Source organism: Arthrobacter sp. Soil736 (assembly GCF_001428005.1).
Taxonomy (GTDB): Bacteria; Actinomycetota; Actinomycetes; order Actinomycetales; family Micrococcaceae; genus Arthrobacter.
In genome coordinates, this window is record NZ_LMSB01000008.1 from 26,338 (window position 1) to 50,397 (window position 24,060).

General features: G+C 66.5%; 21 protein-coding genes. 13 read left to right on the forward strand and 8 right to left on the reverse strand.

Features of this window, described 5'->3' with window-relative positions; genetic code table 11:
* Positions 1-67: 67 nt before the first annotated feature.
* Entirely contained in the window at positions 68-1,231 is a 1,164-nt protein-coding gene (locus tag ASG92_RS06485; RefSeq protein ID WP_056626141.1) for a cystathionine gamma-synthase, read from the reverse strand.
* Positions 1,232-1,244: 13 nt separating this feature from the next.
* Positions 1,245-2,630 carry a cystathionine beta-synthase gene (locus ASG92_RS06490; RefSeq protein ID WP_056626144.1) on the reverse strand — a complete coding sequence of 462 codons (1,386 nt, stop codon included), beginning with the start codon at positions 2,628-2,630 and terminating at the stop codon, positions 1,245-1,247.
* 168 nt (positions 2,631-2,798) lie between these two features.
* Between ASG92_RS06490 and ASG92_RS06495 the strand changes: the two genes are divergently transcribed.
* On the forward strand, positions 2,799-3,230 hold the full coding sequence (locus tag ASG92_RS06495) for a VOC family protein (RefSeq protein ID WP_056626147.1): 432 nt from the start codon (positions 2,799-2,801) through the stop codon (positions 3,228-3,230).
* A gap of 26 nt (positions 3,231-3,256) precedes the next feature.
* Here the strand turns inward: ASG92_RS06495 and ASG92_RS06500 are convergent, their stop codons facing one another.
* Positions 3,257-3,664, reverse strand: coding sequence for a VOC family protein (locus ASG92_RS06500; RefSeq protein ID WP_056626150.1), 408 nt, complete (start codon positions 3,662-3,664; stop codon positions 3,257-3,259).
* Positions 3,665-3,816: 152 nt separating this feature from the next.
* Between ASG92_RS06500 and ASG92_RS06505 the strand changes: the two genes are divergently transcribed.
* The 4 genes from ASG92_RS06505 (at position 3,817) to ASG92_RS06520 (ending at position 7,554) form a co-directional block, all read left to right on the forward strand.
* Positions 3,817-4,797, forward strand: coding sequence for a hypothetical protein (locus ASG92_RS06505; RefSeq protein WP_056626152.1), 981 nt, complete (start codon positions 3,817-3,819; stop codon positions 4,795-4,797).
* 147 nt (positions 4,798-4,944) lie between these two features.
* Positions 4,945-5,685: a DUF4386 domain-containing protein gene (locus tag ASG92_RS06510; protein ID WP_082579347.1), complete on the forward strand. Its 741-nt coding sequence runs from the start codon at positions 4,945-4,947 to the stop codon at positions 5,683-5,685.
* Between the two features lie 88 nt (positions 5,686-5,773).
* Positions 5,774-6,742: an ATP-binding cassette domain-containing protein gene (locus tag ASG92_RS06515; protein ID WP_056626155.1), complete on the forward strand. Its 969-nt coding sequence runs from the start codon at positions 5,774-5,776 to the stop codon at positions 6,740-6,742.
* Positions 6,742-7,554, forward strand: a complete 813-nt coding sequence (locus tag ASG92_RS06520) for an ABC transporter permease (RefSeq protein ID WP_056626159.1) — start codon at positions 6,742-6,744, stop codon at positions 7,552-7,554. The genes ASG92_RS06515 and ASG92_RS06520 overlap by 1 nt, the downstream gene beginning before the upstream one ends.
* 111 nt (positions 7,555-7,665) lie before the next feature.
* On the opposite strand, the gene ASG92_RS06525 is transcribed toward ASG92_RS06520, so the two are convergent.
* Entirely contained in the window at positions 7,666-9,342 is a 1,677-nt protein-coding gene (locus ASG92_RS06525) for an AMP-binding protein (RefSeq protein WP_056626160.1), read from the reverse strand.
* 103 nt (positions 9,343-9,445) lie between these two features.
* Between ASG92_RS06525 and ASG92_RS06530 the strand changes: the two genes are divergently transcribed.
* Entirely contained in the window at positions 9,446-9,724 is a 279-nt protein-coding gene (locus ASG92_RS06530; protein ID WP_056626162.1) for an antibiotic biosynthesis monooxygenase, read from the forward strand.
* A 128-nt stretch (positions 9,725-9,852) separates the two neighbouring features.
* Here the strand turns inward: ASG92_RS06530 and ASG92_RS06535 are convergent, their stop codons facing one another.
* The gene (locus ASG92_RS06535; RefSeq protein ID WP_056626164.1) at positions 9,853-10,290 is read right to left on the reverse strand and encodes a thioredoxin family protein; all 438 of its coding nucleotides are present in this window, start codon (positions 10,288-10,290) and stop codon (positions 9,853-9,855) included.
* Between the two features lie 96 nt (positions 10,291-10,386).
* The gene (locus tag ASG92_RS06540; protein WP_056626166.1) at positions 10,387-10,944 is read right to left on the reverse strand and encodes an acyl-CoA thioesterase; all 558 of its coding nucleotides are present in this window, start codon (positions 10,942-10,944) and stop codon (positions 10,387-10,389) included.
* Positions 10,945-11,276: 332 nt separating this feature from the next.
* Here ASG92_RS06540 and ASG92_RS06545 point away from each other — a divergent pair, with 332 nt between their 5' ends.
* Complete coding sequence (locus tag ASG92_RS06545) at positions 11,277-12,215, forward strand: LysM domain-containing protein (protein WP_056626169.1); 939 nt, start codon at positions 11,277-11,279, stop codon at positions 12,213-12,215.
* Between the two features lie 298 nt (positions 12,216-12,513).
* Here ASG92_RS06545 and ASG92_RS06550 read toward each other — a convergent pair whose 3' ends face one another.
* On the reverse strand, positions 12,514-13,197 hold the full coding sequence (locus ASG92_RS06550) for a TetR/AcrR family transcriptional regulator (protein ID WP_056626171.1): 684 nt from the start codon (positions 13,195-13,197) through the stop codon (positions 12,514-12,516).
* Positions 13,198-13,439: 242 nt separating this feature from the next.
* Here ASG92_RS06550 and ASG92_RS06555 point away from each other — a divergent pair, with 242 nt between their 5' ends.
* The 6 genes from ASG92_RS06555 to ASG92_RS06580 all read left to right on the forward strand — a co-directional run bounded on the left by ASG92_RS06555 (position 13,440) and on the right by ASG92_RS06580 (position 22,662).
* Positions 13,440-14,954 (forward strand): amino acid permease, encoded by a 1,515-nt coding sequence (locus ASG92_RS06555; RefSeq protein WP_056626174.1) that lies wholly within the window; start codon positions 13,440-13,442, stop codon positions 14,952-14,954.
* Between the two features lie 40 nt (positions 14,955-14,994).
* Positions 14,995-15,873 (forward strand): urea amidolyase associated protein UAAP1, encoded by an 879-nt coding sequence (locus ASG92_RS06560; protein ID WP_056626367.1) that lies wholly within the window; start codon positions 14,995-14,997, stop codon positions 15,871-15,873.
* Entirely contained in the window at positions 15,870-16,577 is a 708-nt protein-coding gene (locus ASG92_RS06565) for an urea amidolyase associated protein UAAP2 (RefSeq protein ID WP_082579348.1), read from the forward strand. The genes ASG92_RS06560 and ASG92_RS06565 overlap by 4 nt, the downstream gene beginning before the upstream one ends.
* On the forward strand, positions 16,574-20,317 hold the full coding sequence (gene uca / locus ASG92_RS06570) for an urea carboxylase (RefSeq protein ID WP_056626176.1): 3,744 nt from the start codon (positions 16,574-16,576) through the stop codon (positions 20,315-20,317). Before ASG92_RS06565 ends, uca begins: the two co-directional genes overlap by 4 nt.
* Positions 20,314-22,266: an allophanate hydrolase gene (gene atzF / locus ASG92_RS06575; RefSeq protein ID WP_056626179.1), complete on the forward strand. Its 1,953-nt coding sequence runs from the start codon at positions 20,314-20,316 to the stop codon at positions 22,264-22,266. The genes uca and atzF overlap by 4 nt, the downstream gene beginning before the upstream one ends.
* Positions 22,267-22,455: 189 nt before the next feature.
* Entirely contained in the window at positions 22,456-22,662 is a 207-nt protein-coding gene (locus ASG92_RS06580) for a hypothetical protein (RefSeq protein WP_056626183.1), read from the forward strand.
* Between the two features lie 771 nt (positions 22,663-23,433).
* Here ASG92_RS06580 and ASG92_RS06590 read toward each other — a convergent pair.
* Positions 23,434-24,036 carry a TetR/AcrR family transcriptional regulator gene (locus tag ASG92_RS06590; protein WP_056626188.1) on the reverse strand — a complete coding sequence of 201 codons (603 nt, stop codon included), beginning with the start codon at positions 24,034-24,036 and terminating at the stop codon, positions 23,434-23,436.
* Positions 24,037-24,060: the final 24 nt, after the last annotated feature.

Here is a 24,060-nt window from a genome sequence, read left to right on the forward strand (position 1 = left end):
CTATCTGACTTTCTTGAAGAAAGCCAGAGGGCCGGGCTGCCGAGCCGCCGTTACTGCATGAACGCCGTTACTGGATGAACCTGAAGGCGTGCTCAAGGTCGGCGATGAGGTCCTCGACGTCCTCGATGCCGCAGGAAAGCCGGATGAGGTTCACGGGGACGGCCAGCTCGGTGCCCTTCACGGACGCGTGCGTCATCTCCGACGGGTAGTTCATCAGGGACTCGATGCCGCCAAGCGACTCGGCGAGGGTGAAGACGGAGGTGGATTCGGCCACCTTCCGCGCCGCCGCCTCGCCGCCCTTGAACTGCACCGAAATCATGCCGCCGAACTTCTTCATCTGCTTCTTGGCAAGGTCATGGCCGGGGTGCGAGGGCAGCCCCGGGTACAGCACGGCCTCCACCTCGGGGCGTTCCAGCAGCCATTCCGCCACGGCCTGGGCGTTGTCGCTGTGGCGGTCCATGCGCACGCCCAGCGTCTTGAGGCCGCGGGTGGTGAGGAAGGCGTCCATCGGCCCGGACACGGCGCCCACGGCGAACTGCACGAAGCCGATCTTTTCCGCGAGCTCGGCGTCCTTGACCACAATCGCGCCGCCCACCACATCGGAGTGGCCGCCGATGTACTTGGTGGTGGAGTGGACCACGACGTCGGCACCCAGGGCGAGCGGGGTCTGCAGGTAGGGCGACGCGAAGGTGTTGTCCACGATCAGGAGGGCACCGGCGTCGTGCGCCACCTTGGCGAGGGCCTCGATGTCGGTGATCTTCATCATCGGGTTGGAGGGGGTCTCCACCCACACGAAACGGGTTTTGTTCGCGGCCACCGCGGCGGCGACGGACTCGAGATCGGACATGTCCACGGGGGTGTTGCCGATGCCCCAGTCCCCGAGCACGCGGCTGATCAGGCGGTAGGTGCCGCCGTAGGCGTCGTTGCCAAGGACGATGTGGTCCCCCGGCCGGGCGAGGGCCCGGATCAGCGAGTCCTCGGCCGCCAGGCCGGAGCTGAACGAATAGGCGTGCGTGCCGCCCTCGAGTGCCGCGAGCTGCTCCTGCAGGGCATCGCGGGTCGGGTTGCCGCCGCGGCCGTACTCGTAGCCGTCGCGCAGGCCGCCGATGCCGTCCTGGGCGTAGGTGGAGCTGAAGTGCAGCGGCGGCACCACGGCGCCGGTGCGGGGCTCGAAGGCCTGGCCGGCGTGCACGGCGCGGGTGTTGAAACCTTGGTTTTCAGAGACAGACATGGGGCTCCTTGGATTAGTTGCTGAGGTACGCGAGGAGGTCGTGGCGGGTCAGGATGCCGATGGGGGCGCCCACGAACGTCACCATCACGGTGTCGACGTCGGACAGGAGCTCACGGGCCGCCGAGATGGTTTCCAGCGAGCCGATCACCGGGAGCCGCTCCCCCATGTGCTCGGAGATCTTGTCCGTCAGCTTGGCCTCGCCGCGGAACAGCTTGGCCGTCAGGGTGCGCTCATCGACTGCGCCCAGGACCTCACCCATCACCACGGGCGGCTCCTGGGACAGCACCGGGATGTGGCTGACGCCGAACTCGTTCATGATGTTGATGACGTCGCGGACGGTCTCGTTGGGGTGGATGTGGACCAGGTCCGGCAGTTCGCCGGTCTTGAACTTGATGACCTCGCCCACCGACGCTTCCTCGCCGCCGGAAAGGAAGCCGTACGAGCGCATCCACTGGTCGTTGAAGATCTTGGCCAGGTAGCCGCGGCCGGAGTCCGGCAGGATCACCACCACCACCGCGTCCTCGGGAAGGTCCTGCGCGGTCCGGAGGGCGGCAACCACTGCCATGCCCGAGGATCCGCCCACCAGCAGGCCCTCCTCGCGCGCCAGCCGCCTGGTCATGGCGAAGGAATCGGCGTCGCTGACGGCGATGACCTGGTCCGGAACGGATTTGTCGTAGTTGGCGGGCCACATGTCCTCGCCCACGCCTTCGACAAAGTACGGGCGCCCGGTGCCGCCCGAGTAGACAGAGCCTTCGGGGTCCGCCCCGATGATCCTGACCCGGCCGCCGTCGGACTCCGGACGGTTCGCAGAGACTTCCTTGAGGTAGCGTCCGGTGCCCGTGATGGTGCCGCCGGTGCCGGCGCCGATGACGCAGTGCGTGACTTTGCCGTCGGTGTCCCGCCAGATCTCGGGTCCGGTGGTCTCGTAGTGGCTGAGCGGCGCGGCGGGGTTGGAGAACTGGTCCGGCTTGTAGGCACCGGGAATCTCGGTGACCAGGCGGTCCGAGACGCCGTAGTAGCTCTGCGGGCTGTCAGGGGCGACGGCGGTGGGGGTCACCACCACCTCGGCGCCGTAGGCCTGAAGCACCGCGCGCTTATCCTCGCCCACCTTGTCCGGCACGACGAAGATGCATTTGTAGCCTTTTTGCTGGGCCACGAGGGCCAGGCCGACGCCCGTGTTCCCCGAGGTGGGTTCGATGATGGTGCCGCCGGGCTTGAGCTTGCCGTCGCGCTCGGCTTCCTCGATCATCTTGGCCGCGATGCGGTCCTTGATGGAACCGCCGGGGTTCACGTATTCCAGCTTCACGAGGACGGTGGCTTTGATGCCGTCGGTGACGTGGTTGAGCTTGATCAGCGGGGTGTTGCCGATAAGGTCCAGGACGGACTGGGCGTACTTCATGGGTACAAACTTACCGTCTTGCCCGGGCTGGGGAGTTTCAGGCTGCGCGGTGGCGTTTCAGGCGGTGCGGGCACTAGCCAAGGTGGCTCCGGGCACTAGCCAAGGCGGCTCCGGCACGGCAAGCTGGCTACGCACGCTTCATTGGCTTCGCCGAAAGGAACTCCCGCCATGGACTGGACCCTCGAAGTGGTAGTGCTCCCGGTGAGCGACATCGGCCGCGCCGTGGAGTTCTACCGCGACAAGGTGGGCTTCAACCTTGACCACGACACAAAAAACGAGCACATGCACGTGGTCCAGCTGACCCCGCCGGGTTCGGGCTGCTCGATTGTCATCGGCGACCTGCCGTCGCAGAACGAGATGGCCCCGGGCTCCATGCGGGGGCTGCAGCTGGTGGTGCCGGACGCCCGGGCCGCGCGCGACGAACTGCTCAGCCGGGGCGTGGAGGCCAGCGAAATAACCGTGTTTGACGAGCGCGACGGCGGCACGTTCTTCGGGTTCAGCGATCCCGACGGCAACACCTGGGCCGTGCAGGAACTGAAGGTCCGGGCCCAGAAGCCGCTGATCCCCGTGGAGGCCCGCGGCCGCTTCGGCGAGGAGTAGGCGAGGAGTAGCTGGCGGCAGTCCCGCTAGCCGGCAGCTCCGCCTGCTTCTCCGGCCGGAAGATTCTGCCAGAGCCCCAAGATGTTGCCCTCGGTGTCCTTGAAGTAGGCGTAGAAGCCCATGCCCGGGATGGCGTCCTTCGGCTTGACCGTCGAGCCGCCGAGCTGCTCGACCGTCCGCAGGGTGGCATCGATGTCGTCGACGTCCACGGTGATGACAGGAGTGGTCAGCTCGCCTTCCCTGGCCATCATGCCGCCGTTGATGGCGCCGGGCTCGGTGGGCCGGCCGGTCTGTTCATCCATCGGGGTGGTGATGACCACGTTGTAGTCCATCTCCGGCATGGGATCGATCCGCCAGCCGAGGGCCTGGCTGTAGAAGTTTCTCGCCCGGTCCTGATCGTCCGCGGGGATTTCGAAATGCACTACTCCACCCATTGCGCTCACCTGTCAGTTCGAAGGAACGACGCGGCGGACCCGCGCCACACCTGGGATTGTAGTCCTCCGCACCTCGCGGGTTAAGGGCCGGTTCCAAGGTCCGCGGGCATGCGGTGGCCTGCGGTGTCAGCGGTCCGTGGGACGATGATTCAATGACCGTCACAGACGTCCCCGCCAGCGTTGCCGCTGCCGCTGACGCCTCCCTGAGATGGCATCCCGGAGGGCCCTACAGCCTGCGCCAGACCCTGGGCACGCTCATGCGCGGCAATGGAGATCCCTCGTTCTCTTCCCGGCCGGAGGGCCTGTGGATGGCGTTCACGACGCCGGACGGTCCGGTCTCGCTGCGGCTCACCAGCGCCGAAACAGGACCTGAACCCTACGTCGACGCGCAGGCGTGGGGCCCCGGCTCCGCCGCCGCCCTCGCCGCCGTTCCCCGCCTGCTGGGCGCCGAGGACGACTGGTCGGCGTTTGACGAGGCCGGGTTCCACTCGACACTTCCGCGGATGGTCCGTGAGGCCCGACGCCGGAACCTCGCCGTCCGGCTGCCGTCCACCGGACGCATGGTTGATTCCCTCGTGCCCACCATTTTGGAGCAGAAGGTCACCGTCATCGAGGCCCGGCGGGGTTACCGCTACCTCATGTACCGCCATGGCACGCCCGCGCCGGGGGCCGGTGCCGTTGCACCGGCGGGCCTGCTGGTCCGGCCCACGCCTGAGGAGTGGCTCCGCATCCCGTCCTGGGAGTGGCACAAGGCCGGAGTGGGGCCCCAGCGTTCGGCGACCGTCATGCGGGCGCTGCGTTCCGCCGTCGCGCTTGAACGGCTGGCTCCGCTGCCGGCGGTGGAGGCTGCCAGGAAGATGCAAACCATTCCCGGAATCGGCGAGTGGACGGCCGCCGAGGTGGTGCAGCGGACGCATGGCTGTCCGGACTCGATCGCCGTGGGTGATTACCATCTGGCGGCCGACGTCGGCGCCGCGCTGACCGGCCTGCGGACGGACGACGCCGGCATGCTGGCCCTCCTGGAACCGTGGAAGGGGCACCGGCAGCGCGTGGTCCGGATGATCGGGCTCAGCGGCTTCCGGAAACCCACCTTCGGGCCGCGGATGACCATCCAGGACCACCGCCGGCACTGACTCCCTTCCGGAGCACCTCCGGGTTTGCCATCGTGGCTCCGGCCTATCGTCTTTTCGTACTAAGTACGGTACGGTTCCGTACTAAGTACGAAAGTACGTTTCGGCCGCACCTCCCCCGTTGTCATTCCCCCGAGAAAGAAGAACCCCATGTCCACAACAGCACCGGTCCCCCGGCAGACAGAAGCCGGCCCGGCCGTTCCAGCGGTCCCTGAGGGCAGGCCGTCCGGGACCGCCCGCACCCTGCGCGCACCGAGTCTGGTTGCCGGGGCCGGGCTCCTCCTCATGGCCGTCCTGTCCGCATTCGGAATATTCGGCCCCCTGGACAGCCTCATGACGCCGGGGGATGCGCCGGGCACAGCAGCGAACGTTGCCGCGTCCGAAATGCTGTTCCGGCTGGGAACCGCCAGCCTCATCGTCGTGGCCGTGCTCGACATCATCGTGGCCGGGGCGCTGTTCGAAGTTTTCGCGTCCGTGAACCGAAGCGTCTCGGCGATGGCCGCAGGGTTCAGGGTCGCGTATGCAGGGGTCTTTTTCGTGGCGATCACCCACCTGCTGGAAGTGCCGAAGCACCTGGACGACGGGGCGCGGATACTCCGCGCAGTGGATGCGTTCGATGCCCTCTGGAAGGCGGGCCTCATCCTCTTTGCCGTCCATCTGCTGCTCATCGGCTACCTGGCCGTCAGGTCCGGATTCATGGCGAGGATCTTTGGCTTCCTGCTCGTGGCTGCCGGGGGCGGGTACCTCATTGACGGGATGGGCGCCGTCCTGGTCCCGGCGTACTCCGTCAGCGTCGCGCAGTTTGCCTTCGTGGGTGAAGTCGCCCTCATTTTCTGGCTGCTCATCAAGGGCCGCCGGACCATCCCCGCCACACACCGGACGGTTCAGTAACCGTGGACGCCCCCGCCCGCCGGGTATAGCGTTTCGCCATAGAGCGCGAAAACCGGATCCCAGAGTCTCGCATCCTCGGGAGCACCCATTGATCCACACGAACAAGCTAAGCAGGACCTTCGTCGCCAGGAAGGAAACGGTGGAGGCGGTCAAGGGCGTCGACATCGACGTCGCCCCCGGCGAACTCGTGGCATTCCTCGGCCCGAACGGAGCGGGCAAATCCACCACGCTGCGCATGCTGACCACCCTCCTGAAGCCCACCTCCGGCTCAGCCACGGTGGCCGGGCTGGACGTCGTGGCGGACCCGGCCGGGGTGCGGGCGCGGATCGGCTACATCGGCCAGGGCAACGGCGGCGGCCACAGCTACCGCGTGATCGACGAAATGGTCATGCAGGGCCGTTTCTACGGAATGAACACCACAGACGCCAAGGCCCGGGCCGACGAACTGCTCAAGTCCCTGGATCTCGCCGACCTCGCGAAACGTACGGTCATCAAGCTCTCCGGCGGCCAGCGGCGGCGGATGGATGTGGCCCTGGGGCTGATGCACTCACCCCGGCTGCTGTTCCTCGACGAACCGTCCACCGGCATGGATCCACAGAACCGCGCAAATCTGTGGGAGCACATCATGCGCATGCGGGCCGAGCACGGAACCACCATTGTGCTGACAACGCATTACATGGATGAGGCGGATTCCATGTCCGAGCGCGTCATCGTCATTGACCACGGAACCATCATTGCGGACAACACCCCCGCCCGGCTCAAGGCCGACCTCGCCGGGGACCTGCTGGCCGTCGAAGTCGCGGCGGCCTCCGCGGCCGAGGTGCGCGGGCTGCTGGGGCGCGCCGCCGCCGAAGGCGAGGTGGAGGAACACGCGTACGACGGCGTCGTCCGTTTCCGGCTGCGGCTCAGCAACGGCTCCCGGCTGGCGCCGGAGCTGCTGCGGAGGATGCACGACGCCGGTGCTCCCGCCCAGTCCCTGGAACTGAAGCCGCCGACGCTCGATGACGTTTTTCTTGAACTGACCGGGCGCAGCCTGCGGGAAGGGGCTGAGGTGTAATGCCTGGGCAATCGGCGCGGACAGAGCCCGCCGAACGGAAGCCCGGGCTGGACCGGATCCTGCGGGACGTCTGGTATGTCTTCTGGCGGGAGATGCTGCTTCCCCTGAGGGACCCGTTCTCGCTGGTCTTCTCCCTCCTTCAGCCGCTGGTGTTCCTCGGCCTGTTCGGCCCCCTGCTCGGTTCGGCCGTGGGAGCCCCGGCCTTCGGCGGCCAGTCCACGCTGCAGTGGTTCCTGCCCGGCGTGGTCGTCATGATTGCGCTGTTCGGCACGTCAATGACCGGATCGAACCTGCAGTACGAACTGATGACCGGCTCTTACGAGCGGATCCTCGCCACTCCCCTGTCCCGCTCGTCGCTGATGATCGGACGGGCGCTGAAGGAGTGGGCGCCGCTGGTGGTGCAGGGCCTCCTGATCTCAGTGGTCTGCATTCCCTTCGGCTTCGTCCTCCACCCGCTGCACGTCCTTTTCGGGCTCATCATCCTGGGCATCTTCGGCATCGGGCTCGGAGCGCTGTCATATGCGCTGGCCCTGGTCTCGCAGACCAAGGAATGGATTTTCTGGGGCGTGCAGCAGACCCTGCTGTTCCCGCTGATGATCCTCTCAGGCATCATGCTGCCCATCGAGGCGGGACCGGAGTGGATGAGGGTGGCCAGCCTCTTCAACCCGCTGACCTACCTGGTCAACGCCGAACGCGAACTGTTCGCGGGCGCCGTCGGGGCCGACACGCTCCTGGGTCTCCTGGCCGCGTCGGTGACAGCCGCCGTCGGGCTCGTGGTCGGAGTCCGGGCCATCAACCGCAACATCAGCTAGGGCGGGGCCGGACCTTAACTGTCCGTTCGCGCTGGTCCCCGGGCAAGCTGAGCGCGAACGGACACTTGCGGCCCTTCACACTGCGCGAACGGACACTTGCGGCCCTCGATGTCAGAGGCCCAGCCGTGCCACGGCTTCCTCGCGCATCTCCACCTTGCGGATCTTCCCGGAGACGGTCATGGGGAAGCTCTCCCGGACATCCACGTAGCGCGGGATCTTGTAGTGCGCCAGCTTCCCGCGGCAGAACTCCGCCAGGGCAGCGGCGTCCAGCGGCGCAGCGCCGGGCCTGAGGATGACGCAGGCCATGAGTTCCTCGCCGTACTTCGGATCCGGGACGCCGATCACCTGCACGTCCTGGATGTCCGGGTGCGTGTAGAGGAACTCCTCGATCTCGCGCGGATAGATGTTCTCGCCGCCGCGGATCACCATGTCCTTCATCCGGCCCTCGATCACCACATAGCCGTCGTCATTCATGCGCGCCAGGTCCCCCGTGTGCATCCAGCCGTCGGAGTCAATTGCCTCGGCCGTCTTGTCCGGCTGGTTCCAGTAGCCCTGCATGACGGCGTAGCCGCGCGTGCACAGTTCGCCGATCTCGCCGCGCTCCACGACATCGCCCGTGACCGGGTCCACGATCTTGCTTTCGAGCAGCGGCATGGTCCGCCCCACCGTTTCGGTGCGCTGCTGCACCGTGTCCCCGTCCCGGGTCATGGTGGACACGGGCGAGGTCTCGGTCATGCCGTAGCAGATGGCCACGTCCTTCATGTTCATCTCCGAGATCACCCGGTTCATGACCTCGATGGGGCACAGCGAGCCGGCCATCACCCCGGTGCGGAGCGTGGAGACGTCGTAGGACGCGAAATCGGGCAGCGCCAGTTCGGCGATGAACATCGTGGGCACGCCGTACAGCGAGGTGCCGCCGAAGTCCTGCACCGCTTCGAGCGCGGCGGCCGGCGTGAAACCGCGCCCCGGGATGATGGTCGCAGCGCCATGGCTGAGCGCGTTCAGGTTCCCGATGACCATGCCGAAGCAGTGGTAGAACGGCACCGGAATCACCACGCGGTCGTGCTCGGTGTACCGGAGCAGTTCGCCGATTGAGTACCCGTTGTTGAGGATGTTGTGGTGGGTCAGGGTGGCACCCTTGGGGAATCCCGTGGTTCCCGAGGTGTACTGCAGATTGATGGGGTCATGCGGGTCAAGTTCCGCCATGCGCGCCTTCAGCCCGGAATGCCCGACGTCGTCCGCCCGCTTGAGCAGTTCGGCGTACGTGAGTTCCTGGTCGCTTTGGGGGTCGCCGGCGTCGAGCTCGGCGGAGCCGGCATCCGGCAGGAACACGAGTTCGCGCAGGTCCGGGCACTCGGCGAGCGCCTGCCGCGCCATCCCCACGTAGTCGCTGTTGCGGTCCGACGGCGCCGTGACCAGCATCCGCATGCCGTTTTGCCTGACCACGAACTCCAGCTCGTGGCTGCGGTAGGCCGGATTCACGTTCACGAGGATCGCGCCGATCTTCGCCGTGGCGTACTGCAGGATGGTCCATTCAGCGCAGTTGGGGCTCCAGATGCCGATCCGCTCCCCCTTGCCGACGCCCAGGGCGAGGAGCGCACGGCCGACGCGGTCGACGTCGTCGTTCAGTTTGGTGTAGCTCCAGCGGCGGGCGTCGGCGCCAGGTACCGCCGCCGCCTCGATCAGCGCATCGTGATAGGGGAACTGTGCCACCACCCGCTCAAAGTTGTGGCCGATTGTCTCCTCGAGCAGCGGGACGTCAGTGTCCCCGGCTGTGTAAGCGCGCATGATGGCACGCTATCAAGAGGCCCCGGGCAAGAGAAGCGCAACAGTCGGGTGTCCGGCGTAAAGAGGGCGGGGCCGGTGGGCGGCGGCCGGTATTGTGAAAACCATGAGTGCACCCATCGACCTGCAGGCAACGTTCATCCCCAACGACGGCGAATTCTTCCGCGTGAAGCTCGCCCTGGAAATCGCCATTGACGAGGTAGTCAGCGAGCCCGGCTGCATCCAGTACGAGCTCACGGAAGCCACCGAGGAGAAGCTGGTCCTGACCGAGCAGTGGGCCTCGGAGGATGACCTGGACAAGCACTCCAAGGGCACGGCCGTCCAGGACCTCAACGAATCCCTCAGCGCGCTGCTGGCCGAACCGGTCCGCCTCGAACGCCTCTAGTCTCCTCAACGAAGCGAGTCCGCTTTAACAAGACAACGCGGGGTCACTTCGCGCCCATCGAATTCGGTTCCGGGGGCGCGGAGTGACCCCGCGTTGCTGTTGGTGCGCTTAGTTGCTGTTTGGTGCGCTTAGAAATCCGGGATCTGCGTGCCGTCTTGCGTGCCGGAGCCCTGGGCTGGGCTGCTGCCCGCGGCTGCTGCCGCTTCGGCCTGCAAGCGCGCCACGTGGGCATGGACTTCCTCCATGTCGAGCGCCTTGACGGCGTCGATTACCTGCTCCAGCTGCGGGGCGTTGAGCGCGCCCGGCTGGGAGAAGACGAGGACCTTCTCGCGGAACGCCATCAGCGTGGGGATGGACGTGATGCCGGCCTCTGCGGCCAGCTGCTGCTCGGCTTCGGTGTCCACCTTGGCGAAGACGACGTCGCCGTGCTTTTCCGAAACGGCGGAGTACGTGGGCCCAAACTGCTTGCAGGGACCACACCATTCGGCCCAGAAGTCAACGAGGACAATGTCGTTGCCCTCGATGGTCGATGCGAACTGTTCACCTGTGATGTCAACGGTAGCCATGGTTCAACGGTACGCGAGGGGCGTCAGTAAGTCCCCCCGGAGGCCGGTTTGTTCGCTCCCCGCGTCACCGGGAATATTGCCGACGTCGGTGCATGGTCACGCTCGATGTCCGGCCCAGGCATGCGGGGCAGGCCGCCGTGCGCCCGGCAATGCGGTGTTTTGACGCCAGTCGTGAATCCACTCGGGCAGTTCCAGTCCGGCCGGCGGCTGGCCGAACTCCGCGAGGATTTCCTCCTGCGTCACGGGCCCGGCCTTGCTCACGAGGCGCGTGGCGATATAGGCACGGGCGTAGATCTCGCCGCCCACCACCATCCGCTGCTCGAAGTAGATGGCCTTGGCGTCCAGCCCGATGATCCTGGTCTCGATGGTGTACTGCTGCCAGAGCTGCAGGGACCGGCGGAACGCTATGGTCTCCCCGGCAGCCACCGGGCTCCAGCCCCGCCTGCGCATTTTCTGCCAGGTTCCGCTCCTGACCATCAGGTCAAAACGGCCCAGGTCCATAAGCGAGAAATACATGCCGTTGTTGACATGCATCGCGATGTCTATGTCCGTTGGCAGCACGCGGAGGGTCAGGGATGAGGAATCCCAGACGCTGAGGGGCGGGCGTTTGGCTGACCGGAGCAGTATCAGGAGTGTTCGCAGGAGCAAGTGCATGCCCCTTATGTTACTCATCAGTAACAAATCCCGAAAGACCAGCGGTCCGGCTGTGTCGGCGCAAGCGGGGCACCTGCGGCCTACGGCCGAGTCCAAGTGGTCCTGACTGGAAAAACAGGTAACGGCTACTCGTGCGGCGCCCCGCCGGCGCTTCTTAGACTCGAGTCAGGCGCTGGGGCCGGCACGTTAGCGAGCGTGCCTCATTCATGAATAACGGTCATGCGACCCAACGCCGTGCTCCCTCCCTCCTGGTCAGAGCGCCTCCTTTGTTGTGCGCGTAACCGTCCGACGAGCGCCCGGTCACCCGGCAGCGCACGAATAAAGGGCACGCCATGAACCCTCAGGAGAACCCAGGAACCCAGGAAGACCCCGGTCTCCAGGAAAGCCCGACCATCCGGATGGGCCCTCCCGGCCGGTCCCGCCTGAGTCCCGGACGGCACCGGGCCCGGCTGATCATCGCGGCGGCCGCCGTCGCCGCGGGCCTGCTCGGGGCGTCTGCAGTGGTCAACGCCGTCGTGCCTCCCGGCAGCGGGGGTGCCAGCGCCGCCGGCCAACCGGCTTCAGCGGCGGAAGCAACACCCGAGCCTGCTGTCGCAAATCCGACGCCGTCCGCCACAGCCGCAGCGCCGGTTGCCAAGGCTCCGGCTGCCAAGGCGGCTGCGGTCAAAGCGCCGGCCAAAGCTCCTGCCACCGTCAGAACGGCGGCGCCCGCCCGGGCGCCTGCCGCCAATACATACACGGTGGTGGCCGGCGACACGGTGGGCACCATCGCAGCGCGGTTCGGCGTCGATGTGAACATGATGCTGGCCGCCAACGGACTTGGCCCGTACTCCGTCATTGTTCCGGGGCAGACGCTGAAACTCACCGGGCCTGCGGTGGAAGCCCCTAAGGCCGCGGCTGCACCCGCGCCCGTACAGGCCCCTGCCCCTGCCCCTGCGCCTGCGGTAAGGACCATCTACGTGGCCGGAGCGGGCGGGCAAGCAATGGTGGACAGCTGCATCGGACCCATCCACTTCACGCCGACTGACGGCTATTCACTGTTCATCACCGAACACGACTTCTGCGGAGGCTGGGCGCGCTTCTCGGGGATCGGCGTCGGCGAGAGAGTCGACATCCCCGGGTACGGATCGTACACAGTTGCGGCCCGCAGCCAGGTGCCCAACCCAGGCACGACGAACGACGTAGCGGCGGTCTTCGGTGGGTTCCCGCGGGCTGTTCTGCAGACATGCATTCCGGGGACAACCCAGATGCTGGTCATTGCCCTCAACTAGCGGCAGGGCGGAGACGAACTGCTGATCGTGGCGGTAACGGGTGAACCATTTTTAATCCCGGGCATACCGATGAGAATCAATCGTTCCAGGTGCTGGTCCACACAGATCGATACGCGGGTGCTGGTGTGAGGAGTCGGCGGCGGATCATCCGGGTTCTGGCCCTGCCGCAGGGGCCTGCGGCAGGGAGTCCGGCGGACCGGCTGATTCCGCTCATCGCGGAGATGATCCTGGAAACCCGTATGGAATCGCTGGGATAGAAGCAGCACGCGCGGCAGTGCGATCTGGCCTAGTGGCAGCCCTACCCGAACTCGCGGATCAGTGCAGCGCTCATAGCCCGTATTTCGTCCAGGCCTGCAGCGATCCCGGCAAGGACAATGCCGGCGTCCGCCGTCTGCGTGGCCGAATCAGCGTCCGCAAGGCCATCGGCACGAAGATTGATCAGGGATTCGACCAAGCGGAAGAGGAGATCGCCAAGCGACGCCGCGCGTGGCAGGGGGGCAGCCGGGGCGAATTCCTCCACGGTTTGGCCCAGCTCCCGGTACAACTGCCGGAGTTGCAGCCTGTCATCCATGAAGCGCTGGAACCTCGGCGCGCGGGCTTCCGGCAGGTGGTAGAGGACACCGAGGTTCCAGCGGGCGCTGCACAGTTGGCTTCCGTCGTAAAGTGCCACGGCGTGCAGGCGCGCGGCCGCGGCCCCAGGGCCGGACGGCGGCGGGGCCGCGTGGACAGCGACCGCGAAGGCCAGGCCTCCTGCCACGGTGCCGTTGAGGAGCTCTGCCAGAATGTCATCCTTGGTGCCGAAGTGGTGGTAGAGCGATGACTGACGAATCCCCACGGCGTCAGCGATCGCCCTGGTGGACGTATTGGCGAACCCTTGGCTTGTGAAAAGTTCGGAGGCGGCATCCAGGATCTCGTCCCGGGCTGTCGCGCCAGGGCGCACGGGTTGCTGTTTGCGGGGTCGGCCCGGTCCGGCTGAGGTCACCCCACATTCTTACATCGCCAAAGGCGCCTCCATGCCCGATTCCGCCGTCGTCCGGCGGGGCCAGTCTTCCGGTGAGTTTATATTCACATGCCGGAAATGCGCCGTCATCCATCTTTTACATCAGCGAAACGGAAGCGGGACATCCCGCTGGAAAACTATCAATTGACCGGTATTACGGACGGCTGTCAGAGCCTTCCCGCTTCCGTCGTCACCATCCCCCGTTCCAGACACGGAGAAACCCGATGACTTCCACCATTTCGACGGCGTCCGCCCACGCCGACGATGCAGACCTGACATCTCTCGGCTACCAGCCGTCGCTGCATCGCAAACTTGGCCGCTACGCTTCCTTCGCCGCAGGTTTTTCATTCGTCTCCATCCTGACCACCATCTTCCAGCTGTTCGGCTTCGGCTACTCCTTTGCCGGGCCGGCCTTCTTCTGGACCTGGCCCGTCGTCCTCGTCGGCCAGCTTCTTGTGGCGCTGAACTTCGCCGAACTGGCTGCGCGATACCCGATTTCCGGGGCCGTCTACCAGTGGTCGCGGCGGGTCGGCGGCGAAACCGTCGGCTGGTTCGCCGGCTGGTTCATGTCCATCGCCCAGGTGATCACCGCCGCCGCGGCCGCCATCGCCCTGCAGGTGGTCCTCCCTCAGCTCTGGGACGGGTTCCAGCTCGTCGGCGGTGACCCCGCGTTGAATACTGTCACCGGGGCGAGCAATGCCGTCATCCTCGGCGCCGTGCTGCTGGTCGCCACCACGGCGATCAACGCCGTCGGCGTAAAGCTCATGTCGCACATCAACTCGATCGGCGTCACCTGCGAACTGGTCGGCGTCGCCGCCGTGATCCTGGCGCTCGTTTCCGTGGCGCAACGCGGCCCCGACGTCGTCCAGGACACGCAGCTTGTCAGCGGTTCGGACCTCGGCCCGGTGGGCGCGTTCCTCGTCTCTGGCCTGATGGCCGCGTACGTGATGGTCGGGTTCGATTCCGCCGGCGAGCTGTCCGAGGAGACCAAAAACCCGCGCCGCACCACGCCGCGCACCATCATCTCCGCCCTGCTGATCTCCGGACTCGGCGGCGGGCTCATGATCGTCGGCGCCCTGATGGCCGCCCCGAGCCTTGACGACGGCAACCTGGCCAGCCAGGGGCTGCCCTACGTGCTGACCGCCGTCCTCGGGACCTTCTGGGGCAAGGTCTTGCTGGTCGACGTCGCGATCGCCATCTTCGTCTGCACCCTCGCCATCCAGACTGCTGGCTCGCGCCTGGTCTTCTCCATGGCCCGCGACCGCCAGCTCCCCGCTGCGAGGGCACTGTCCGCCGTCAGTCCGCGCAGCGGCACCCCGCTGTGGCCTTCGGTTATCGTCGGCCTGCTCGCGATCGCCGTTCTGGCCATCAACATCGGCAACGCTGCTCTGTTCACCACGCTGTGCAGCGTCTGCATCGTGATGCTCTACCTCGCCTACCTGCTGGTCACGGTGCCGCTGCTGATCAACCGGCTGCGCGGAGACTGGGACCGCGCCGGCAAGACCATGCCCGAAGGACTGTTCTCGCTCGGACGCTGGGGGCTTCCGGTCAACATCCTCGCAGTCCTCTACGGCGCCCTGATGGTGGTGAACCTCGCCTGGCCCCGGCCCGAGGTCTATGACCCCACCGGCGAAAACGGACTCCTGCTGTTCTCCGCCCCGCTGATGGTGGGGGCCGTTCTGCTCCTAGGTATCTGGGTGCGGAAGCGGAAGACCGCTGACCTCACGCCGGCCGACTGACGCCGGCACCAAACGAAACCGCCACACAGAAATGACCGACATGACCCAGACCCTCGAAACCCACGCCGGAACGGCGACGACAGCAGGCGCCCGCGCCCATGCACGCTCGCAGCACGGCCGGACCGCCGACACCATGATCCACGTGCCCGCCGCATCGGCCCCAGAACGTCTGACGTCCGGGCTGGACGCCCGAGCGCTGGCTGCCACCACTTGGACCGAGTCGCTGGCCTTCGGCCGCTACACGCACATGGAACTTGCGAGAGGGATGCGGATCCGGCTGACCGACACCGACGGCGACGCTTGCGTCCACGCGGTTCTCTTCCGCGGCGGCTCCCACCACGAGCGGATCAACGTCGCGGATACCGTCAAGGTGCCGTGGCAGGCATACCTCGGGCAGGGCCACTCGCTGCTTTCCGACGCCGGCCGGCTGATGGCCACGGTCGTCGCCGATTCCTCGGGGCGGCACGACGTCCTCACCGGCACCACACACCGGGCCGGCAACGAGGCCAAGTACGGTGCCGGCAGCGCCCACAGCGCCTCACCCGCCGGCCGCGAACTGCTGACTCTCGGCTCACTGAAACATGGGATCAGCCAGCGGGACCTCCCGCCGTCGGTGTCCTTCTTCAAAGGCATCGCCGTGGACGCCGACGGCGGCATCCGGTTCGACGGCAGCGCCGGCGCGGGAACCGCCGTCGAACTCCTGCTCCACATGGACCTGGTGCTAGTGCTTGCCAACACCGCCCATCCCCTCGACCCTCGCCCGGCCTTCACGGGCAGTGCAGTGGACATCGTCGCCTGGCATGCGCCGCAGGACCTCCGGGCCCTCGCCGCTGGAGAACTTGGGCTGGATCTCGGCCCCGAGCACCTCTTGGCACTGCAGAACACCGAACACGACCACAAAGCGAGGACCTCCGCATGAACGCCACCATTGCCACAGCTCCCCAGTCGGAGGCCCAGAGCCGGCAAGATGCCCTGTCCCAGCCCGATCCCAAGTTCGCTGCGCTGGTTTCCGGACGCGTCATCCTTGACGAATACGTTGAAGCTCGCGGCCCCTGGTCGGCCGTGGTCGCAGCCGGGGATGTCCTGACCATCGTGGACCTAGAAGGCAACCAAGCCGTGGATTGCCTCCTCTACTCGGCCGCCGACGTCGCCACTCGCTACTCCGCCGCCGTCACCATTGCCGCCCAGCAGTCCATCATTCTCACCACAGGGTCCGTCCTTCGCTCAGACGACGGCGACGCCCTGATGACCGTGGTGGCCGACGAGGTGGGTGTCCACGACACCATCGGTGGAGCGTGCTCCCAGGAATCCAACACGCTTCGCTACGGCCAGCACACCCATGAACAGCATGCCTGCGTGGAGAACTTCCTGATCGAGGGGTCCAAGTGGGGCCTTGGGAAGCCGGACATGGTCTCTAACATCAACTGGTTCATGAACGTCCCAGTCGATCCCGACGGTGCCCTCGGCATCGTGGATGGGCTGTCCGCTCCCGGCAAGCGCGTGGCCCTCCGCGCGGAAACGGACACCCTGGTCCTGGTCTCAAACTGCCCCCAGATCAACAACCCTTGCAACGGCTTCAACCCGACGCCCGTGCGCATGATCGTCACCCGACCGGAGGCATGACCGTGAACCGTTTCGATACCCTGCTGGTCGCCAACCGCGGCGAGATCGCCTGCCGAATCATCGAGTCCGCGCGAAAAGTCGGGCTGCGAACCGTGGCAGTATTCTCCGAGGCGGACCATGGCGCCAAGCACGTTCGCCTCGCAGACGAAGCCGTGCTGCTCGGACCGGCACCGGCCAAGGAGTCCTACCTCCGGGTCGACGCCATCCTGGCAGCAGCGGCCTCCACTGGTGCGGGAGCCGTCCACCCCGGCTACGGCTTCCTCTCCGAAGATGCCGGGTTCGCCGAGGCCGTGGAAGCCGCGGGCCTGGTGTTCGTAGGCCCGACCCCCGAGCAGCTGCGGATCTTCGGGACCAAGCACACCGCCCGTGACGCCGCCCAACGAGCGGGCGTGCCCATGATCGCCGGTTCTGGCCTGCTTGAAGACCTTGACGCCGCCATCGGAGCCGCCGCGGAGATCGGATTCCCGCTGATGCTGAAGGCTACCGGCGGCGGCGGCGGCATCGGCATGGCCGTGTGCCGGAACGAAGCAGAACTGACGGAAAGCCACGCTCGGGTGGCCCGGCTCGCCAGCTCCAGTTTCGGCACCGCGGGAGTGTTTGCCGAACGCTACATCGAACACGCCCGCCACGTGGAGGTGCAGATCTTCGGCGACGGCGAAGGCCGAGTCGTAAGCCTCGGCGACCGCGACTGCTCCCTGCAGCGTCGGCATCAGAAGGTATTGGAAGAAGCCCCCGCACCGGACCTGCCGGCAGCGCTCCGGGAAGAGCTCCACCGCAGCTCCCGCGCCCTGTGCGCCTCGGTGGGCTACCGCTCGGCGGGGACCGTGGAGTTCGTCTACGATCCCGTCCGGCAGGAAGCCTCCTTCCTCGAGGTCAACGCGCGGCTCCAGGTGGAGCACCCAGTTACCGAGGCGATCACCGGCGTCGACCTGGTGGAGTGGATGCTCAACGTGGCCCAATCACGGCCCGTCCTCGCGGGTGTCCCCGATAGCGTTCCGGTGACTGGCCATGCGGTTGAAGCCCGCATTTACGCCGAGGACCCTGCCCGCAACTTCCAGCCCAGCGCTGGAACCGTCACCAACGCACAGTACCCGCAGGACAAGCAGTACCCGCAGGGGAAAGAGGGAGGGGCCGACCATTCTCGTCCCGCAGTACGCGTGGACGCGTGGGTAGAGACCGGCAGCGAGGTGTCCACCAACTACGACCCCCTACTGGGCAAACTCATCACCTTCGGTGACAACCGGGATGCGGCACTTGACGCCCTCTCCGATGCTCTCGCTCAGACCCGCATCGACGGCATCGAGACCAACCTGGGCATGTTGCGCGCAGTGACCGGGCTGGACGCGGTTCGGGCTGCGAACCATTCCACAGGAACCCTGGACACCGTGGGTGATCCCGAGCCCCGGATCACTGTGGAACGCCCCGGCCTCCAGACGAGTGTGCAGGACTGGCCGGGCAGAACTGGACTCTGGAAGGTGGGGGTGCCGCCCAGCGGTCCGATGGACGATCTCTCCTTCCGGCTGGGGAATAAGGCCCTGGGCAACACTGAGGGTGCGCCGGGCCTTGAATTCACCATGGCCGGGCCCGCTCTGCGGTTCACCCACGACACCACCGTGTGCGTGACCGGAGCCGACGTGGAGCTACTGGTCAACGGCTCCGCGGTGGCCGCTTGGGAACCCATTGCGGTCCCCGCTGGCGGCCTGCTGGACATTGGCTCCGCCGACGGGGCCGGCTTGCGCGGCTATGTCCTGTTCCAGGGCGGACTCGACGTCCCGCATTACCTTGGCAGCGCGTCCACCTTCGCGCTCGGGCAGTTCGGCGGCCACGGCGGCCGGCTGCTCCGCGCCGGTGACGTGCTGCGCACCGCTAACGAGCTACCGGCGGATGCCCCTTTGCATCCGGTTCTTGCCGAGAGCCGCCCGGCCCTTACGTCCCGCTGGGAACTGAGGGTGGTCGAAGGTCCGCACGGCGCCCCGGAATTCTTCCGGCGCGAGGACGTCGACGAACTCTTCGCCACGGACTATGAGGTGCATTTCAACTCGGCACGCACGGGCGTCCGGCTGATTGGCCCCAAGCCGCGCTGGGCACGTACCGACGGTGGCGAGGCAGGCCTTCACCCCTCCAACATCCACGACACTCCCTACTCCGTGGGCGCCCTGGACTTCACCGGCGACACTCCCATCCTTCTCGGCCCTGACGGCCCGAGCCTCGGCGGCTTCGTCTGTCCGGTCACGGTGGTGACCGGAGAACGCTGGAAGCTCGGCCAGCTGCGTCCGGGCGATAGAGTCCGCTTCGTGCCGGTGACGGACGCCCAGGCTCCGTCGGCGAAGGACCTTGGACCGGGACGGCAGTTGATCCTGCCCGATGGTGCCGGCATCCGCACAGGCGGTCTGGCTGCCGTCGGGCACGCCGGGACGCCAAAGGGCGACGGCGACGACGGAGTGCTGGGCCGCGTACCCGAAAGCGAGGGACGGCCCGCAGTCACTTACCGCCGCTCCGGAGACGACAACCTTCTGGTGGAATTTGGCGCAATGGTGCTGGACCTCGGCCTCCGTGCGCGGGTCCATGCCCTGCACCAGCGCATCGAGCAGCTCCGTATCCCAGGTGTGGTGGACCTTACGCCCGGGATCCGCTCACTGCAGATCAAGGTGGACCCGTCGATTCTGTCCACCCGGCTGCTGCTGGGCCGCATCCAGGAGATCGAGGCCGCGCTGCCCGCGAGTTCCGAGCTCGTGGTGCCGAGCCGCACTGTCCGGCTGCCGCTGTCATGGGACGACCCCGCCACGCGCGAGGCGATCGAACGCTACATGACCGGCGTCCGGGACGACGCTCCGTGGTGCCCTTGGAATATCGAGTTCATTCGCCGCATCAACGGACTGGATTCGGTGAATGACGTCTTCGACACCGTATTCAACGCCGAGTACCTGGTCCTGGGCCTTGGCGATGTGTACCTTGGCGCTCCCGTGGCCACGCCGCTTGACCCGCGGCACAGGCTGGTCACCACCAAGTACAACCCAGCCAGGACGTGGACGCCGGAGAACGCGGTAGGCATCGGCGGGGCCTACATGTGCATCTATGGCATGGAAGGCCCCGGCGGCTACCAGTTTGTTGGCCGCACCACCCAGGTGTGGTCGCGTTACGCCGACTCTGCACCCTTCGAACCCGGGTCGCCCTGGTTGCTGCGTTTCTTCGACCGCATCTCCTGGTACCCCGTCAGCCCCGAAGAGCTCCTGGACCTCCGCGCCGACATGGCCGCTGGCCGTGGACGGGGTGTCGAGATCGAGGACGGCACCTTCTCCCTTGCCGAACACGAAGCGTTCCTGGAGCAGAACCGCGAATCGATCGGTGTCTTCAGGAAGCGGCAGGCGGCGGCGTTCGCGGTGGAGCGCCAGGCGTGGGCGGATGCCGGCGAGTTTGACCGTGCGGAAGTCGCAGCCGCCGTCGCCGTTCCCCATCCCGGCGAAGTGGTGGTGCCCGAGGGCGGAACACTCGTTTCTGCACCTTTCGCCGCCAGCGTTTGGAAGGTGGACGTCGCGCCTGGAGACCGCGTGATGCAGGGACAGCCGCTGGTTTCCCTTGAGGCTATGAAGATGGAAACCGTCCTGTCAGCTCCGTGCGACGGCGTGGTGCACCAGGTGCTGCCGACCGCCGGTTCCCAAGTGGTGTCCGGTGAAGGCGTTGTGGTGCTCGTCGGCGCGGACGAACCGAGCGAACGTGAATTGGAAGAGGCAGCCGCATGACCACTCAGGGGACATCGACAGGTAAAGCCACCGCCGCCAAACGCATAAGGGACGCGCTGGCCGCCATTGACGCCGTGGATCGGCCCGAGATCTGGATTGAAATCCGCGGAGAGGAAGAGTTGCTGGCCGAGGCGGCCCGTATCGACGCCGCGGTGGCATCCGGCGCCGAGCTGCCGCTGGCCGGGCTCCTGCTTGCGGTCAAGAACAACGTGGACGTCGCCGGTATCACGACGACGGCGGCGTGCCCCGGGTTCGGTTATGACCCGGCGGAAGACGCGGTAGCCGTGGGACGGCTGCGCAATGCGGGCGCCCTGGTGCTCGGAGCGACGAACCTTGACCAGTTCGCCACGGGTCTGGTGGGCACGCGGAGTCCCTACGGTCCGGTCCGGGACTCACGCCAGCCGGGCCGGATTTCCGGGGGGTCCAGCTCCGGCTCTGCCGTTGCAGTGGCGTTGGGACTCGTGGACATCGCCATCGGTACGGACACCGCCGGGTCCGGGCGCGTTCCGGCCGGTTTGCAGGGCATTGTTGGCATCAAACCGACGCTAAACGTGGTTTCCACCGCCGGTGTGCTTCCGGCGTGCCGATCCTGGGACACGGCCACCATCTTCGCCCGGGACCTGGACACCGCCGAACTCGCGATGGGTGTCTTGGCCGGGCAGGGCAGGACTTGGCCCACGGACATCCGATTGGCCGCGCCCTCGAGGCCGCGTATCGCCTTCCCGGCAACGCTCCCGGCCTTGGATCCCGCCTGGGCTGCGGAGTTCTGGGTCCAGATCGAGCGTCTGCGCGCTACCGGCGTGGATGCCGAGCCGATCGAACTGGATGTCTTTCTGCGGGCGGCACGGCTGCTTTATGACGGTGCGCTGGTCGCCGAGCGCTATGCCGCCGTCGGGAGTTTCATCGACGGGGCGCTTTCCGGCACCGCGGCCTTGGGCAGCGGATTGCCCGGCGGCCCTACCGTCGGGCTGGACCCGACGGTGGCGGGCATCGTAAGTGCGGCCGGCCACCTGCCTGCCCACCAGTATGTGGCGGACACCGCGGCGCTGGAGGAGCTGAAGCGCGAGGCGATGTCCCGGCTTGAGGGCTTCGACGCCCTGATCGTGCCGACGGCGCCGTTCCATCCGACGCTGGCGGAGGTGGCGGCGGACCTGGTAGGCGTGAATTCCCGCATGGGCACGTACACGAACTTCTGTAACCTGTTCGATCTGTGCGCGGTATCGGTTCCGGCCGGCATTGTGGAGGACAGCAGCGGAACCGATGACGGCGGGGCGCTGTGGGTGTCGCAGTTCGGCCTGACGGTGGTCGGCCGGACATTCGACGACGCCGTCGTTGCCGACATCGCGCGGCGCATCGAGTACACCCCGGCGAGGCCAGAGCTTTTCGCGGCTGGCGCCGCGCCGGCATGTGTCTCCTCGCCGCGGGTGCCGTGGCCCGTAGCGGCGGGGGCCGCCGTCGTGCCCTTGGTGGTGGTGGGCGCCCACCGGAAGGGCCAGCCGTTGGTCGCAGAACTGGAACGGCGCGGCGCCTTCTGGGACGGTCCGGTCAGGACGGCGCCCCGGTACCGGATGGTCTCGCTGGACACCCAGCCGCCCAAGCCCGGCGTGGTCCGTTCCGACGACGGCGCCGAACTCGCGGCTGAGCGATGGCTGCTCTCCGAGGCGGCTCTGGGTTCCTTCCTCGCGGAGCTGCCCGAACCCATGCTGTTGGGCTCTGTGCTGCTGAGCGACGGTTCGAGGGCAGTGGGCTTCGCATGCGATGCGGTCGCGGCGTCCCGGGGTGAGGACATTACGCACTTTGGAGACTGGCTGGCAGCCCAGGCGGCGAGGACCGGTCCCACGCGGGAGGCAGGCGCTGCGCCGGAACTGGAACGGGAACCGGCCTGGAAGGGCTTCTGGCGCGAGGTCGGCCAGGCACTTGTCAGGGGGTTACAGCGCGGGAGAGCTTGAAGCCATTTACGCTCCGGATGTCCGTCGGCTGCTGGGCAAGCGGTTGTTGATCGCATAATCCATCCGTAGAAAGGTGGCGGTTCACTCCTAGTGGTGGACCGCCACACCTTTTTGGCTGCGTCGTTCCACCGATCCCGACCTCTCGGATCTCATCGGTGAGCTTCCACCAAGAGCGAGGACTTCCGGATCATGTGGGCGGCGCAGAACGTCCGACTGGACCGCACCGGAGTGAAATCCTTCCACCACCCCGTTGTCGGGGACTTTGAGCTCACCTTCCAGGCGATGCAGCTCCCCGCGGACGAAGGACTCACCCTCATCGCGTACAGCGCGGAGCCCGGCACGCCTGCATATGACGCGCTCAACCTCTCGAGCTTGTCTGCCACAGTCCGCAAATGAAACTAGCACAACGGCACAGGATGTCTCGGCCCAACACCGCCGGGTCTGAAACAACAGCTCATGCACCGCGACCGGACTTCCGTCGCGACGCTGCGCTATCTCCCGCAGCTAGGCCCCGACATGACGCAGGGTTGAGGGGGCGGGGAGCTAACGCCCTTCATCTCGGCCCACTCTCTGGGATGGGCAGTCTCACTGGGACTTCGACGTTGGCTGGGTCCAGTTCGGGACGGACCCTGCGGAAGCGCAGCGCATGCCGGAAAGACTGACCCGACCATGCCGCATCGGCTGGGACTTCCACCACGAGGGGTTCAACGAGCGTGAGTTCAACCGGTGAAGCGTCGCGGTTGAACCGATCGAGGGCGGTCCCTTTGATGGTCGAAGGCCAGGGGTGCGCGCCGATGGCGGGCCGGATCCAGCGAGCGAGGGCCCGGCTGTCTGCTGACTTCAGCGGCGAAACTGCGGCCAACGATCCGTAGCTCGCCACGGATGGGTAGTCCTGCCACGATTTCCGTGGGCCGTTTCACGGGACCGATGACAGCCCCGCACACCTTCTGTAGCCAAGCTGTTGTTGGAGGTCGTGGGGACCTTCGAGAGCTTTCGACTTTCTTCTGGAGCTGCCCAGGCGGGTTTTCTCATCTCCTACTGGTTTGTCCTTGAGCAGCGAAACATGGCACGAACTTCGGCGCGTCTGGCGTTCTATGAGGAAGCACTCAGTGGTCAGCATCTGTGCATTGGGCATCGTTCGGCACCTGCAGTCTTCCTGCGTGCGTTTTATGCCGCTCTCTTGTGTTCAGGTGCCCGCAGGTATGAGGTGAGAAGATCAAAAATTGCTTCGAGGTGAGCTGTATCGCCGGTCGAGCGGAGAACCGTCACTCCCCCCTGAATGCCGGCGATGAAGGCTGCGGCCGTGCGTTGTGCGTTTAGCTCCGGGTCAATGTCGCCTTGGGCCTGCATGGTGGTGATGCCTTGCCTTACATACTCCTGCCATCGGTTCAGAAGAGACGTAGCCACCTGAGATGCACCTGCAACCGAATCGACTTGGCTCATAAGGGAGGCCAGAGGGCAACGGGCCCCTTGCGCGCGGTAGCGGGCAATAACAGCCCCCTGCCACCTATCCCACGAGGCCCACGAGTCGAGCGCCGCCAGATGGGGTTGCTGATCCTCCAGCACCCGGTCCGCCTCATAGCGAGCCACCTCGAGCAGCAGCTCTTCCTTCCCTCCCGGGAAGTAATGAAATAGCTGACTCTTGCTCGTGCCCGTCCATGCCCGAACATCGTCGAGGGTGACGGTGCCTGGCTCATCGCTTCGTAGGTGTGTGGCTGCTCCCTCAATAATCCGATTTCTCGTCGCGAGCCCCTTGGCCGTAAATGTCATGCATGCATCGTACCTACAAATTGG